We start from the raw sequence: 14,140 nt of genomic DNA, 5'->3' as shown, positions 1-14,140 counted from the left end.
GCGACCGGCCCGGTCGGGGCCGCGACGCCGCCGGCCGGTGCGGGGCGCCCGGTCAGTGGGCGAGCAGCACCCGGTGGGCCGGGCCGGTGTCGTGGCGGCCGAGGAACGCACCGGCCAGGCGTCCCTCGTAGACGGCTTCGAAGGCGGTGCGGGGCGCGTTGGCGTCACCGACCAGGTGGACCCGTGGCCCGTCCGGCCGGGACTCCAGCGCCCGGTAGAGGTCGTCGTCGGCGGTCGCGGCGCCGGCGTCGACGACGGCGGTGACGCCGGCCAGCGGCTCCGCCTCTCCGGTCATCGGGTCGACAAGTTCCACGGTGGACGGTCCGGCGCCGCGCGCCGTACGCATCAGGTGCAGTCGTACGCCGAGCTGACGGAACCGGTCGAGGAGGGCGAGTTTGGAGTAGGTGGTGATCCGGGCGCTGACGCCGGCGGTCGGCGAGACCAGGTGCACCCGGGCGCCGAGCCGGGCGAGCTGCTCGGCGACCGAGGCCGCCGCCCAGGTGCCCTCGTCGTCGAGCACCACCACGTCGCCGGTGAGCGGCGCGGCCGGCTCGACCAGCTCGGCGACGGCGGTGGCGAGGTCGAGCACCGGCGGGCCGCCGGGCAGTTCCCGCCGCGCCGGGCGGGCGCCGGTCGCCACGATCACGTCCTGGAAGTCGCCGGCGAGCACGCCGGCGGCGTCGATCCGCTCGCCGAGGCGTACCTCGACGCCGGCGGCCGTCACGGCGCGGGCCAGGTCGTCGGTGAGCAGGCCGAGCCGTTCCCGGCCGGGTACGCGGGCGGCCAGGGTGACCTGGCCGCCGAGCCGGTCGCCGGCCTCGGCCAGGGTCACCCGGTGGCCGGCGCGGGCGGCGCTCAGCGCCGCCTCCAGCCCGGCCGGCCCGCCGCCGACGACGAGTACCCGGCGGGCGGTGCGCGCGGACCGGTCCGACCAGGCGTCCGCCCATTCACGTTCGGCGCCGACCTCCGGGTTGACCACGCAGGAGATCGGTAGGCTGCTCTCCAGCCGTCCGATGCAGCCCTGGTTGCAGGCCAGGCAGGAGCGGACCTCGTGGTGCCGGCCGGCCATCGCCTTGCGCACCAGGTGCGGGTCGGCGATGTGCGGGCGGGCCAGGCCGACCAGGTCGGCGTCGCCGGCGGCGACCAGTTCGGCCGCCTCGGGCAGGCTGTCGAGCCGGCAGACGGCGAGCACCGGCAGGTCCGGGAACTCGCGTTTGAACAGTGCCGCGTGGTGGCGGAACGGGGCGTGCCCGAAGCTCATGTCGGCCATCTGCGTCGCCAGCGAGTAGCTGCCGTGGTAGGCGGAGTGGCTGACGTGGACGAACGCCAGCGGGAACTCGGCGCGCAGCGTCGCCACGATCTCCACCACGGCGTGCGGGTCGAGGCCGCCGGGCAGGAACTCGTCGGCGCTGACCCGCAGGCCGACCGGCAGGTCGCCGGCGGCCGCGAACACCGCGGTCAGCACCTCGCGGGTCAGCCGCAGCCGGTTGGCCGGGCTGCCGCCGTACGCGTCGTCGCGCAGGTTGGTCTTCGGAGAGAGGAACTGTTGCAGCAGGTGGCCGTGTCCGGCGTGGACCTCCAGCCCGTCGTACCCGGCTTCGCGCATCCGGCGGGCGGCGGCGGCGAACGCGGCGACGACCACCGCGATGTCGGCGCGGCCCATCGCGTGCGGCACGTGGGCGCCGGTGGCCCACGGCAGCGGCGAGGCGGACCAGGCCGCGGTGCGGGTCGCGTCGCCGTTGGCCTGCCGCCCGGCGTGCATGATCTGGGCGAAGAGGGCCGCCCCGTGTTCGTGTACGGCGTCGGCGACGGCGGCGTACGCGGGGATCGACGCGTCGTCGAAGCTGCCGAGGCTGATGTGCCGCCCGGCGCTGGTCGGGTGGACGCGGATCGCCTCGGTGACGATCAGGCCGACGCCGCCCGCGGCCCGTTCGGCGTGGTAGGCGGCGTGCCGTCGGGTGGGTTCGTTGGCGCGCCCGAAGTTGGTTGTGTGTCCTGGTACGAAGACCCGGTTGCGTAACGCCACCCGGCCAAGTTGGACCGGCGTGAAGAGCCGGTGCAGATCATCGACGGCCATGTCCGGACCCCCTCTCGAGGCTGTCCCGCTTGACCGAGCGGCGCTGGCGGTGTTCCGATCCGCCGTACGCCGTTCGATTGAGGGGAACGCTAGAACGGGGTCTGATGGCCAGTCAACAGTTCGTCGATTATTAACTTTGTGTAGCGGCCCGGTGGCTGGAGCCTGCCGCCCTGGTTGCCGTGCGTGATGTTTCGCCCTGGTCAAGGGCGTGCTGCCGGCAGGTTCCAAAGTGCCGGTCGGGGTGTCGCCGCAGCCGGGGTTGATCCCGGAGGGGGCGGCGGCGTCTGCTGACCGGCGTTCGGCCTGGAGGTCCGCGGTGTCGATTCCGTACCCGTGTCGCCCGGTCGGTGGAGGACCCCGGTCCCGAATTCACATCGTTTTGTTTGAATTGCTTCTGTCATTTGATTTACGAATGGAGCAGGCTACTCAAGAAAGGGCTACCAATCGGCAACGGCCAATTTATCGATGGCTTCTAGCGTTCTTTCTGCGCCGGAAACGGCGCCCGTGCGGCGGCCGCCGCGACGGGCGACCACCCCGGCCCGACCCACCCAGCAGCGCCCGATCCGACCGTCCACCGGGCCGGACGGGCCCGAAGGAGGAACGCGCATGTCAGCCCACCCCACCACCGCCCGGCGTCTCGGTGCCGTGGCCGCGGCCCTGATCGCCGGCGCGGTCGCCGCCACCGTCACCGGGTCACCGGCCGCGGCCGCGCCGCCCACCGCCGAGATTCTCGGCGCGGCCAGCGCCGACGCGATCAGCGGCAGCTACATCGTCGTGTTGAAGGACGGCCAGCGCGTCGACGCCACCGGCGCCGCCCGGCTCACCGCCCGCTACGGCGGCAGCGTCGACCGGGTCTACGGCCGTACCGTCAACGGCTACGCGGCCACCCTCGACGAGCGAAGCGCCCGACGGCTCGCCGCCGACGCCGCGGTCGCCTACGTCGAGCAGAACCAGCGCGTACGGTCCACCGCCACCCAGACCAACCCGCCGTCGTGGGGGCTGGACCGCATCGACCAGCGCAACCTGCCGCTGAACAACTCCTTCACCTACGGCCCCAGCACCGGCGTGCGCATCTACGTCGCCGACACCGGAATCCGGATCACCCACCAGGACTTCGGCGGCCGGGCGTCGTACGGCTACGACGCGGTCGACGGCGACCTCATCGCCTCCGACGGCAACGGTCACGGCACGTTCGTGGCCGGCGTCGCCGCCGGTACGTCGTACGGCGTGGCGAAGAACGCCCAGGTCGTCGCGGTTCGGGTGCTGGACAACAACGGCTCCGGCACCACCGCCGGGGTCATCGCCGGCGTCGACTGGATCACGGCGAACGCGGTCCGTCCGGCGGTCGCCAACCTCAGCCTCGGCGGCGGGGCCAGCACCGCGCTCGACAACGCCGTCCGGCGCTCGATCAACGCCGGGATCACGTACACCATCGCGGCCGGCAACTCCGGCGTCCCGGCGGCCAACACCTCCCCGGCCCGGGTCACCCAGGCCCTCACCGTCGGCGCGACCAACCGCACCGACACCCGCCCCACCTGGTCCAACTACGGCACGGTGCTCGACCTGTTCGCCCCCGGCGTCGACATCACCTCGGTCGGGCGGACCAGCAACACCGCGACCTACACCGGCAGCGGCACCTCGTTCGCCGCACCGTACGTCGCCGGGGCCGCCGCGATCTATCTCAGTGGCAACCCGACGGCCGCGCCGGCCACGGTCAACTCGGCCGTCGTGTCGGCGGCGACCACCGGCGTCGTGATCAACCCGGGTGCCGGCTCGCCCAACCGCCTCCTCTACATCCCCCCGCTCGGCTGATCCGCGGCGGGCCGCGACCCGGTCCCGCCCGCACCGGTCCCATCCCGACGGCCCCGGCACCGCGTGCCGGGGCCGTCCCGCGCGCCGGCCGCCGCTGCGCCCGCGCCGGCAGGCGTGAACCGCGCCGGCAGGCGTGAACCGCGCGTTTGCGGGAATGCGCGCCGCGCCGCCGGTGACCGGCGGCAGCACCGTCGGACCGAGGAGAGGCGAACGGGTGGTAAGAACCATGGGCGGTAAAGACTCGATGGACGTCCGCTCGGTGACGGACGCCCTCGGCATCCAGCGGGAATCCGAGGACCGCGAACCCCAGTCGATGGCGCGCGTTCTGGGCTGGTTCAGCCTCGGCCTGGGCGTCGCCGCCCTCGCCGCGCAGCCGGCGGTCAGCCGGCTCTGCGGTGTCGACGACTCCCCGACGGCGCGGACCGTGCTGCGGCTCGCGGGCGCCCGGGAACTCGGCACCGCGGCGGCGCTGCTGATCCCGCGCCGGGCCCGGTGGGGGATCTGGGCGCGGGTCGCCGGCGACGCCGCCGACCTGGCCGCGTGCGCCATGGCGATGCGAAACCGGCAGGGGGACCGGCGGCAGCGCCTGACGTACGCGACGCTGGCGGTCGCCGGCATCACCGCCGTCGACCTCTACACGGCCGTACGCACCACCCGGGGTGCCCGGCGCACGACCGGGGACCGCGTCCGCGCTTCGGTGACGGTCAACCGCAGCGTCGAGGACACGTACCGCTTCTGGCACGACTTCGAGAACCTGCCGCGCTTCATGTACCACCTCGAGTCGGTGCGGATGGACGGTGACCGCAGGTCGCACTGGACGGCGAAGGCGCCGGCCGGGCAGACCGTCGACTGGGAGGCGGAGATCGTCGACGACCGACCCAACGAGCTGATCATGTGGCGGTCGGTCGCCGGCGGCGGGCTGCCGAACTCGGGCTGCGTGCGTTTCGTCCCGGTCGGCGGCGGGCGCGGCACCGAGGTACGGGTCGAACTCGGGTTCACCGCGCCGGGCGGCAGGTTCGGCGCGCGGATCGCCAAGCTCTTCGGCGAGAACCCGCACCAGCAGATCTGCGACGACCTGCGGCGGTTCAAGCAGGTCATCGAGACCGGCGAGATCACCCGGTCCGACGGCAGCCCGGAGGGGACCAGCCTGCGACAGCAGTTGATGCAGCGCCCGGCGCAGCCGCTCGCGACGCGTTGACCGGAAGGTGGGGGAACATGAAAGCGAACTGCTGGGTCGCCCCGAACAACGTGGCGGTCGAGGACGTGCCCGATCCGCGGATCATCAACCCGCGCGACGCCGTCGTACGGATCACCTCGTCGGCGATCTGCGGATCCGACCTGCACCTGTTGCAGGGCTACCTCCCGGCGATGAGAAGGGGTGACGTGCTCGGCCACGAGTTCATGGGCGAGATCGTCGAGCTGGGCAACGGCGTACGCGACGGGCTGCGCGTCGGCGACCGCGTCGTCGTCGCGTTCCCGATCGCCTGCGGGAACTGCACCTCCTGCGAGCGCGGTCTCTACTCGCTGTGCGAGAACTCCAACCCCAACGCGGCGGTCGCCGAGCTGGCCATGGGGCACTCACCGGCCGGCATCTTCGGCTACTCGCACCTGTTGGGCGGCTACGCCGGCGGGCAGGCGCAGTACGCGCGGGTGCCCTTCGCCGACGTCGGCGCGTTGAAGATCGAGGACGACCTGCCGGACGAGAAGGTGCTGTTCCTGTCGGACGTGCTGCCCACCGGCTACATGGCCGCCGAGATGTGCGACATCAAACGCGGCGACGTGGTCGCCGTCTGGGGCGCGGGGCCGGTCGGCTACTTCTCCGCCGTGAGCGCGTTCCTGCTGGGCGCGGAGCGGGTCATCGTCATCGACCGGTTCCCGTACCGCCTGCGGCTGGCCCGGGAACGGGCGGGCGCCGAGACCATCAACTACGAGGACACCGACGTCATGGACGCGCTGCGGGAGATGACCGCCGGGCGGGGGCCGGACGCCTGCATCGACGCGGTCGGGATGGAGGGCCATCACGCGTCGGCGGCGCTGCACGCGTACGACAAGACCAAGCAGACGGTGAAGGCGGAGACCGACCGGCCGCACGCGTTGCGCGAGGCGGTGCTGAGCTGCCGCAACGGGGGCACGATCTCGGCGATCGGCGCTTACACCGGCTTCATCGACAAGTTCCCGATGGGGTCGTTCATGAACCGGTCCCTGACCATGCGGTCGGGGCAGGCGCACGTGCAGCGCTACATGCGTCCGCTGCTGGACCGCATCCGCAAGGGCGAGATCGATCCGAGCGCCATCATCACCCACACCATGCGACTGGACGACGCGCCGCACGGCTACGACATCTTCAAGAACAAGCGGGAGGACTGCGTCAAGGTCGTCCTCAAGCCGTGACCGGGGGTGGCGCGGGGCCGGCCGCACCGGCCCCCGCCGGGCGGTCCGGCCTCAGTGCTCCCGGTAGGTGGCGTGGTCGAAGTCGGCGTACGCGCCGTCGGCGCCCAGGTCCTGCACCCACAGGCCGAGGAAGGCGCCGGTGAAGCCCCAGGCGGCCGGCTCGCCGTCGACCATGATCGCGGCGTGCTCGTCGGACAGCGTGGTGGCGTCGAACCGGGCCGGCAACTCGTCCCAGCCGTCACCGAGGTCGTACGCGAAGTGCAGCACCGGACCGTCGAAGGTCACCCGCAGCCCCACCGGGCCGGCGGTGTCGGCGTCGACGCGCAGCCCGGGGTGGGCGGTCAGCCGGCCGCTGTCGCAACTGAGCACCTCGAGCACCCGCCGGCCGTCGTCGGCCCGGGTGAGGTAGGCGTAGTACCAGTTGGCGGTGTTGTAGTAGCCGGTCACGCCGGCGAGTTTCCGGTGGTCGGCGGGGTCGAACTCCAGCACCGTCTCCAGTGAGCAGTGCGTGGCGCCGACCCGACGGGCGACCAGGCTCGGTGCCTGCCGGCCGACAGGCGACTGCCCGCCGTGTATCCGCAGGTGGGAGGGGCGGCTGGTCAGGTCGACCCAGTCCGGGGTAGCCGGCCGGCGCAGCGTGGACCAGGCGGTGCGTAGGCGTGGCTCGTCGAAGTCGTCGCTCGCCGGCTCCGCCGGCCAGGGGTGTGCGGGCAGGTCGGGGGCGGCGATCTCGTCGGCGGGAACCCCGCCCGCGACGGCGGGCCAGTCGCCGGCCGGCCAGTCGACGGGCTGGAGCGCGGTCTCCCGCCCGAGCACGCAGTTGCCCAGCGGGCTGTACGGCCGCCCGACGAGGTGGGCCAGATACCACTGCCCGCTCTGGGTGCGCACCAGGCTGCCGTGGCCGGCCTTCTGCAACCGCAGGTGGGGGCGGCCGGCGGAGGTCAGCAGCGGGCCGGCCGGGTCGGTCAGGTACGGCCCGAGCAGGTTCCGGGACCGGGCGACGGTCACCTGGTGTTCCCAGCTCGTGCCGCCCTCGGCGGTGACCAGGTAGTACCAGCCGTCGTGCCGGTAGAGGCGCGGCCCCTCGGTGACGCCGGCCTCGGTGCCGGCGAAGATGAGCCGGGCCTGGCCGACGAGGCGGCGCGCGGCCCGGTCGTAGCGCTGGATCTCGATGCCGCCGAAGCGGTCGCGGCCGGGGCGCCAGTCGGCGCTCAGGGCCAGCAGCCAGCTCGTGCCGTCGTCGTCGTGGAAGAGCGAGGCGTCGAACCCGTGGGCGTGCAGCCGGACCGGGTCCGACCAGGGGCCGCCGATGTCGGGCGCGGTGACGAGGTAGTTCTGCGGGTCCCAGTAGCCGCTGGCGAAGCTGGCCACGTCGCTGTACACCAGGTGGAACAAGCCATCCACATAGGACAGGTCGGGTGCCCATACGCCGTTGGAGTCGCCGGCGCCGCGCAGGTCGAGCAGGCGCCGCTCGGTGATGATGCCGCCCAGTGCCCGCCAGTGCACCAGGTCGCGCGAGTGGTGCACCCGCACCCCGGGATACCACTCGAAGGTCGAGGTGGCCAGGTAGTAGTCGTCGCCCACCCGCAGGATGGACGGGTCGGGATGGAAGCCGCTCAGGATCGGATTGCGGATCGACGTGGCGGCCGTCGCCACCCCCGCGATGTCGGTCGACATGTTTCGGCCCTCCAGGTGTGCCGCTTCCGGCGACTTTCCGAAAGTTTTGATCAGTAGCGCTCAGGTCTTGGCACACGGTATCCGTCTTGTTCTATGCAGGACAGCCCTTGACCCGTGCTGTATTGGCGTCGTAACGTGCCGGTCATCGATGGAAGCTGCTGACTCCGGTCTGAAAGTTTCGGCCATTCTCCCCGTATGTTCCGGCGCTGAGCCGGCATCCGAGTGCCCTGCAACCACCCCCGAAGGGACGGATCAAGACAATGCGCCTCTCCCGTAGATCCCTCATGGGCCTCGCCGGTGCCAGCGCCGGCGCGCTCCTCCTCGGCGCCTGCAGCGACGACGCCGCCGACCCCGACGGTGCCCAGACCGTCAACTGGTGGCACATCCAGAACACCGAGCCGATGCTCTCCGTCTGGGCGGCGATGGCCAGGGAGTACGAGGCGGCCCGGGGCAACCTGAAGGTCGAGATCCAGCCGCTGGAGAACGAGGCGTTCAAGGCCAAGCTCACCACCGCCACGCAGGCCGGATCCCCACCCGACCTGTTCCAGTCGTGGGGCGGGGGAGTGCTGCGGCAGCAGGTCGAGGCCGGCCTGGTCAAGGACCTCACCGCCGACGTACAGCCGTGGATCGGCAACCTGCTGCCGGTGTCGGTCGAGCCGTTCACCATCGACGGCAAGATCTACGGCATCCCGTTCGACGTCGGCATGGTCGGCTTCTGGTACAACAAGGACCTCTTCACCCGGGCCGGCGTCGCGGCCGTACCGACCACCTGGACCGAATTCCTCGCCGCCGTCAGCCGGATCAAGGCCGCCGGGATCACCCCGATCGCGCTCGCCGGCAAGGAGAAGTGGCCCGCCCACTTCTACTGGTCCTACCTGGCCATGCGGATCGGCGGCCCGACCGCCCTGCAGCAGGCCGGCACCGACGCCAACTTCGACACCCCCGACCTCGTCGCCGCCGGCACCCGCTTCAAGGAACTGGTCGACCTCGCCCCGTTCCAGAAGGACTTCCTCGGCGCCGACTACAGCTCACCGGACGGCCAGGCCGCCACCATGGTCAACGGTGGTGCCGCGATGGAACTGATGGGCCAGTGGGCGCCGTCGGTGCAGGCATCGCTGTCCGCCGACAAGAAGGGCCTGGGCGACAAGCTCGGCTTCTTCCCGTTCCCGGCCGTCGACGGCGGCAAGGGCAAGGTGTCCGACGTGTTCGGCGGGGGCAACGGCTTCGCCGTGGGACGCGACGCCCCGTCCGCCACCGTCGACTTCCTGCGCGCCCTGCTCGAAGCGGGCAACCAGCGCAAGTCCGCGGCCACCGGCGCGGTGCTGCCGACCGTACGCGACGCGGTGGACGCGATCGCCGACCCCAACGGCAAGGCGGTCGCGGCGAGCCTGGCCGCGGCGACCGGCTTCCAGCTCTACCTCGACCAGGCCTACCCGCCCGCGCTCGGCCAGCAGGTCAACGACAGCGTCGCCGAACTGGTCGCCGGGTCCAAGACACCTGAGCAGGTCGTCAAGGACATCACCACGGTGGCGAAGAACCAGTGACGTGACCCGCCTTCCCGATCCCGCCATCCCCGGCGACCGGCGAGCGGAGCGGTCACGGTGACCCGATCCGTGACCGGCCCGCGCCCCGACACCGCGGCCACGCCCGCCCGGTCGAACCCGGCGGCCGCCCCACGGCCCGACCGCCGGCCCGGTCTACGCCGCCTGGGCACGATCCTCTTCTTCCTCGCCCCGGCCCTGGTGCTGTTCCTGCTCCTGGTGATCGTGCCGATCCTGGTCGCCGGCTACACCAGCCTGTTCAAGTGGAACGGCTTCAACCTGCCCGAGGACTTCGTCGGCCTGGACAACTTCAGCCGCGCCCTCGGCGACCCGATCTTCCAGGGCGACCTGCGGCGCGCACTCGTCCTCATCGTCCTGTCGGTCGTCATCCAGTTGCCGGTGTCGCTCGCCCTGGCCCTGCTGCTCAACCAGCCGCTACGGGGCCGGGCCGTCTACCGGCTGGTGTTCTTCGCCCCGTACGTGCTGTCCGAGGTGACCACGGCGGTCCTGTTCACGCTCGTCTTCTCACCCAGCCGGGGCCTGGGCAGCACCGTGCTGGGCTGGTTCGGCGCCGCCGAACTCGGCGGCTCGATCTTCGCCGACCCCGGCACCGTCCTCTACGCGGTGTTCTTCGTGATCTCCTGGAAGTACTTCGGCTTCCACATGATCCTCTACCTGGCCGGCCGGCAGGGGATACCCCGGGAACTGACCGAGGCCGCCACCACCGACGGGGCCAGCGGATGGCAGGTGTTCCGGCACGTCACGCTGCCACTGCTCGGACCGACGATCCGGATCAGCCTCTTCCTGTCGATCATCGGCACCATCCAGCTCTTCGACATGGTGTGGGTCCTCACCGGCGGCGGTCCGACCCACGCCTCCGAAACCCTCGCCGTGACGATGTTCCAGTACGGCTTCCGCCGCTTCGAGGTCGGCTACGCCAGCGCCATCAGCATCGTCATGTTCCTGCTCAGCCTCGTCTTCGCCCTGCTCTACCAACGCTTCGTCCTGCGCCGCGACCTTGAGGGCGCACTCACCACGAGGGGGGTCCAGAGGTGACCGGGACCCAGGCTCACCTGCGGAGAACCGTCCTGCACGTCGTCTCGATCGCCATCGGCGCGCTCATCGTCGTACCGATCGGGTTCGGTGTGCTCGGCGGGTTCAAGGACAACGGGCAACTCTCCACCAACCCCCTCGGCCTGCCCGACCCGTGGGTGCCGGAGAACTACCTCGGCATCCTCACCTCCGAGGTCTTCTGGCGGCAACTCGCCAACAGCACGCTGATCGCACTGGCCACGGTGGTCGTCGTCGTGGGGGCCTCGGCGATGGCCGCCTTCGTGTTCGCCCGGTTCACCTTCCGCGGCCGGGAAGCCGTGTTCACCCTCTTCGCGGCCGGGTTGATGTTCCCCTTCACGGTCGCGATCCTGCCGCTGTTCATCCTGCTGCGCAGCCTGGGGCTGCTCGACAACCCGCTCGGGGTCATCCTGCCCCAGGCCGCGTTCGGGCTACCGGTCACGATCATCATCCTGCGGTCGTTCTTCCGCGGCATCCCCGGCGAGGTGGAGGAGGCGGCGACCCTCGACGGCTGCGGCGCGTTCGCGTTCTTCTGGCGCATCCTGCTGCCGATGGCCCGTCCCGCCCTGGCCACCGTCTCGGTCCTGGCGATCGTGGCGAGCTGGAACAACTTCATGCTCCCGCTGGTCGTCTTCACCGACCAGAGCTGGTGGACCCTGCCGGTCGGCGTGCAGGCGTTCCAGGGCCAGTACGCCGACGACACCGCCCGCGTGCTGGCGTACGTCGTCCTGTCCATGGTGCCCGCCCTGGCCTTCTACGCGGTCGCCGAGCGGCAACTGGTCGCCGGGCTCGCCGGTAGCGTAAAGGGCTGACCCCCGACCACCGGTGGCCCCGACCTCACCTACGGTGCGGTAGGGGCCACCGCCCCCCAGGCCCCCACCCGTGCCTGCGCAGCGAGAAGGAGCAAGCCGCAGTGGACGACAACCGCAGGGTCACCATCGCCGTGATCGCCCGCGAGGCCGGCGTCTCGGTACCCACGGTGTCCCGGGTCATCAACGGCCGGTCCGACGTCTCCCCGCAGACCCGCGAACGCGTCGAGGAGGTGCTCAACCGCCACGGCTACCAGCGCCGGCCCACCGCCGTACGCAGCACCTCCGGCCTGATCGACCTCGTCTTCAACGACCTCGACAGCCCGTGGGCGGTGGAGATCATCCGGGGCGTCGAGGACGTGGCGCACGCCGCCGACGTCGGCACCGTCGTCTCCGCCATTCACCGCAAGACCTCGTCGGCCAAGCAGTGGCTGAACAACATGCGGGCCCGTACGACCGAGGGCGTCATCTTCGTGACCTCGGTGCTGGAGCCACCGCTCCAGGCCGAACTGCGCCGGCTCAACATCCCCGTCGTCATCGTCGACCCGGCCGGTCTGCCCACCCAGGGCGCCCCGACCATCGGCGCCGCCAACTGGACCGGCAGCCTGCGCGCCACCGAATACCTGATCGGGCTCGGCCACCGCCGGATCGGGTTCATCGCCGGCCCCGCGCAACTGCTGTGCAGCCGCGCCCGCCTCGACGGCTACCGCGCCGCCCTGGAGGCCGCCGGGCTGCCCATCGACGACGACCTCATCCGTCCCGGCAACTTCTACCACGAGGCCGGCTTCACCAGCGGCAACGAACTGCTCGACCAGCCCGACCCGCCCACCGCCATCTTCGCCTCCAGCGACCAGATGGCCCTCGGCGTCTACGAGGCCATCCGCCGGCGCGGCCTGCGGGTCGCCGACGACGTCAGCGTGGTCGGATTCGACGACCTGCCCGAGGTGCGCTGGTCGTCGCCCCCGCTCACCACGGTCCGCCAGCCGCTGGCCGAGATGGGCCTGCTGGCCGCCCGTACGGTGCTCCGCCTGGCCCGGCGCGAGAAGATCGAGAGCCCGCGGGTCGAACTCGCCACCGAACTCGTCATCCGCGACAGCACCGCACCCCCGCCGGGCAAGGCGCGCTCCACCGCCGGACCGGCCGCCGGGACGACCTCCGGCGGGCACCTCTGACGACGGCACCCGCCGCCGGATGACCTTCCTCGCCGTACCCGACATCGCGGATCACGGCAGGGCCGGGCTCCCGGCCGGTCGGCGGGAATGCCGGCGGCCCTGGTGGGAAGTCGCAGGACTGCCGGTCAACCGGGGAAAGGTGGGTGTTCGATGGGACGAGGACCGAAATCGGGCGGCAGCGCGCGGCTCGACGCGATACGCAACGGGACGAAACGGCGCCGGGTCGCGTTCGCGATGCGGGCCGAGGAACTGGCGGCGCAACTCGGCGTCCTGGTGGGGCGCAAGGCGGCCAAGGCCGGCCGTAAGCGGCCGCTGCGGACCGAGCGTGGCGGCCGGCACGCGACGCGCAGCGCCGGCGCGGTCACCCGCGGGGTGAAGGGGACGAGGATGAGCCGGCGCAACGGCCGCAAGCTCGGGCTCGGCCGCAAACGGGTCAGCCCGGTCTGAGGGCCGCAAGCGGGTCAGCCCGGTCTGAGGGCCGCAAGCGGGTCGGCCCGGTCTGAGGGCCGCAAGCGGGTCGGCCCGGTCTGAGGGCCGCAAGCGGGTCGGCCCGGTCTGAGGGCCGCAAGCGGGTCGGCCCGGCCTGAGGCGCCGGATCACGGGAACGCCGTCCCGCGTCAGGAGGCGCGGGACGGCCGCCCGGTCACCCGGTGCCCTGGCCGTGGACGCGGCCGTCCCGCCCGAGCTTGGACCGCCCCTGGTCGCGCTCGGTCGAGGCGGTGCCGGTCGCGGTCCGCTGGTGGCGGCCCTTCTCGGACTGCTCCACGGTCGCGCCCTGCCGGCCGCGGGCGCCGCTGCCCGGGTGGCGCCGGGCGCGGGCCGACTCCGTACGGTTCGCGTTTCTGCCGGTGTGACTGCTCATCGCGGGCTCCTCTCGGGGTGCCGGTCAGTCACCGCCTTCCCCACAGTCCCGGCGTCATTCCACCGGCGCCGGGGCAGCTCGTCCCGGCGGGTCCACCAGCGTCTGTATCCACCGGCGCATCGCGCTGTCCGGCACGGTCGCGCAGTAGCGGCGGAACAGGTCCCGGCTCTCCTCGCGGAGGATGCCGCCCACGATGCTCGGGGCCGAGAACCAGGCCAACTCGCGGTCCGGGCGCCAGTTCGCGGCGACCGCGACTCCACCGTCGTCCGGGGACTCCAGCGCGAAGTAGACCTCGTCGACCCGCAGCGCCATGGCCGTTCCCAGGCGCATCACGCACGGTTCGAGATTGACCGGCAGGCGTAGGGGGTGCGGCCGTCGGCGCCAGCCCAGTGCCTCGTCCGCCTCGATCATCGCCAGCAGGTCGGCGTGCACGAGCCGGCGCCCACGGGCCTTCTCCTGCGTGTAGGCCCGGCCGATGATCTCGTCGCCCATGACGACCACGGCCCCGATCGGCTGTTCGCCGGCGGCCAGACCCGCCTCGGCGACCTCCAGCGCGGCCCTGACCATCTCGTCCGGCGTCATCGGCTGAGTCTAGATCGGACAGTCCTGCCGGGACGGTATCCGAGGTCGTCGTGCACGGTGCGGCGGCGCGGTTCCCGTCGAGCTTGCGCCCGTCGAGACCGCGGAAGTCGCGGATACGCGGCAGCGCGATCGACAACAACCGGTCG

The 14,140-nt window shown here is 72.1% G+C and carries 12 protein-coding genes; 8 read left to right on the top strand and 4 right to left on the bottom strand.

From position 1 onward, the window contains the following. Positions 1-52 precede the first annotated feature (52 nt). Positions 53-2,077, bottom strand: coding sequence for an FAD-dependent oxidoreductase (locus AB0I42_RS19710; protein WP_357538975.1), 2,025 nt, complete (start codon positions 2,075-2,077; stop codon positions 53-55). 606 nt (positions 2,078-2,683) lie between these two features. On the opposite strand from AB0I42_RS19710, the gene AB0I42_RS19705 reads away from it, so the two are divergent. The 3 genes from AB0I42_RS19705 (at position 2,684) to AB0I42_RS19695 (ending at position 6,280) form a co-directional block, all read left to right on the top strand. Continuing rightward, complete coding sequence (locus tag AB0I42_RS19705) at positions 2,684-3,889, top strand: S8 family peptidase (protein ID WP_357538974.1); 1,206 nt, start codon at positions 2,684-2,686, stop codon at positions 3,887-3,889. A 214-nt stretch (positions 3,890-4,103) separates the two neighbouring features. Further along, a complete protein-coding gene (locus AB0I42_RS19700) occupies positions 4,104-5,087 on the top strand; it encodes an SRPBCC family protein (RefSeq protein ID WP_357538973.1) in 984 nt (327 codons plus the stop codon). A 17-nt stretch (positions 5,088-5,104) separates the two neighbouring features. Beyond that, the gene (locus AB0I42_RS19695; protein WP_357538972.1) at positions 5,105-6,280 is read left to right on the top strand and encodes a zinc-dependent alcohol dehydrogenase; all 1,176 of its coding nucleotides are present in this window, start codon (positions 5,105-5,107) and stop codon (positions 6,278-6,280) included. 51 nt (positions 6,281-6,331) lie between these two features. Here the strand turns inward: AB0I42_RS19695 and AB0I42_RS19690 are convergent, their stop codons facing one another. Then, positions 6,332-7,957 carry a glycoside hydrolase family 43 protein gene (locus tag AB0I42_RS19690; protein WP_357538971.1) on the bottom strand — a complete coding sequence of 542 codons (1,626 nt, stop codon included), beginning with the start codon at positions 7,955-7,957 and terminating at the stop codon, positions 6,332-6,334. Positions 7,958-8,217: 260 nt separating this feature from the next. On the opposite strand from AB0I42_RS19690, the gene AB0I42_RS19685 reads away from it, so the two are divergent. The 5 genes from AB0I42_RS19685 (at position 8,218) to AB0I42_RS19665 (ending at position 12,997) form a co-directional block, all read left to right on the top strand. Beyond that, a complete protein-coding gene (locus AB0I42_RS19685) occupies positions 8,218-9,501 on the top strand; it encodes an extracellular solute-binding protein (protein ID WP_357538970.1) in 1,284 nt (427 codons plus the stop codon). A 57-nt stretch (positions 9,502-9,558) separates the two neighbouring features. After that, entirely contained in the window at positions 9,559-10,554 is a 996-nt protein-coding gene (locus tag AB0I42_RS19680) for a sugar ABC transporter permease (protein WP_357538969.1), read from the top strand. Then, positions 10,551-11,381 (top strand): carbohydrate ABC transporter permease, encoded by an 831-nt coding sequence (locus tag AB0I42_RS19675; protein ID WP_357538968.1) that lies wholly within the window; start codon positions 10,551-10,553, stop codon positions 11,379-11,381. Before AB0I42_RS19680 ends, AB0I42_RS19675 begins: the two co-directional genes overlap by 4 nt. A 101-nt stretch (positions 11,382-11,482) precedes the next feature. After that, positions 11,483-12,550, top strand: a complete 1,068-nt coding sequence (locus AB0I42_RS19670; protein ID WP_357538967.1) for a LacI family DNA-binding transcriptional regulator — start codon at positions 11,483-11,485, stop codon at positions 12,548-12,550. Between the two features lie 150 nt (positions 12,551-12,700). Next, positions 12,701-12,997 carry a hypothetical protein gene (locus tag AB0I42_RS19665; RefSeq protein WP_357538966.1) on the top strand — a complete coding sequence of 99 codons (297 nt, stop codon included), beginning with the start codon at positions 12,701-12,703 and terminating at the stop codon, positions 12,995-12,997. Positions 12,998-13,193: 196 nt separating this feature from the next. Here the strand turns inward: AB0I42_RS19665 and AB0I42_RS19660 are convergent, their stop codons facing one another. Both AB0I42_RS19660 and AB0I42_RS19655 read right to left on the bottom strand, forming a co-directional pair. Beyond that, positions 13,194-13,412 carry a hypothetical protein gene (locus AB0I42_RS19660; protein WP_357538965.1) on the bottom strand — a complete coding sequence of 73 codons (219 nt, stop codon included), beginning with the start codon at positions 13,410-13,412 and terminating at the stop codon, positions 13,194-13,196. Positions 13,413-13,466: 54 nt separating this feature from the next. Continuing rightward, positions 13,467-13,994, bottom strand: a complete 528-nt coding sequence (locus AB0I42_RS19655) for a deaminase (RefSeq protein WP_357538964.1) — start codon at positions 13,992-13,994, stop codon at positions 13,467-13,469. Between the last annotated feature and the right edge of the window lie 146 nt (positions 13,995-14,140).

Origin of the sequence: Polymorphospora sp. NPDC050346 (assembly GCF_040655695.1) — a bacterium.
Lineage (GTDB): Bacteria > Actinomycetota > Actinomycetes > Mycobacteriales > Micromonosporaceae > Polymorphospora > Polymorphospora lycopeni.
This window is presented reverse-complemented; position numbering and strand designations above follow the sequence as displayed.

Bases quoted from the DNA above. Each gene is read 5' to 3' on its own strand.
- AB0I42_RS19710 (WP_357538975.1), bottom strand. From the start codon at position 2,077: ATGGCCGTCGATGATCTGCACCGGCTCTTCACGCCGGTCCAACTTGGC.
- AB0I42_RS19705 (WP_357538974.1), top strand. From the start codon at position 2,684: ATGTCAGCCCACCCCACCACCGCCCGGCGTCTCGGTGCCGTGGCCGCG.
- AB0I42_RS19695 (WP_357538972.1), top strand. From the start codon at position 5,105: ATGAAAGCGAACTGCTGGGTCGCCCCGAACAACGTGGCGGTCGAGGAC.
- AB0I42_RS19690 (WP_357538971.1), bottom strand. From the start codon at position 7,957: ATGTCGACCGACATCGCGGGGGTGGCGACGGCCGCCACGTCGATCCGC.
- AB0I42_RS19685 (WP_357538970.1), top strand. From the start codon at position 8,218: ATGCGCCTCTCCCGTAGATCCCTCATGGGCCTCGCCGGTGCCAGCGCC.
- AB0I42_RS19665 (WP_357538966.1), top strand. From the start codon at position 12,701: ATGGGACGAGGACCGAAATCGGGCGGCAGCGCGCGGCTCGACGCGATA.
- AB0I42_RS19660 (WP_357538965.1), bottom strand. From the start codon at position 13,412: ATGAGCAGTCACACCGGCAGAAACGCGAACCGTACGGAGTCGGCCCGC.
- AB0I42_RS19655 (WP_357538964.1), bottom strand. From the start codon at position 13,994: ATGACGCCGGACGAGATGGTCAGGGCCGCGCTGGAGGTCGCCGAGGCG.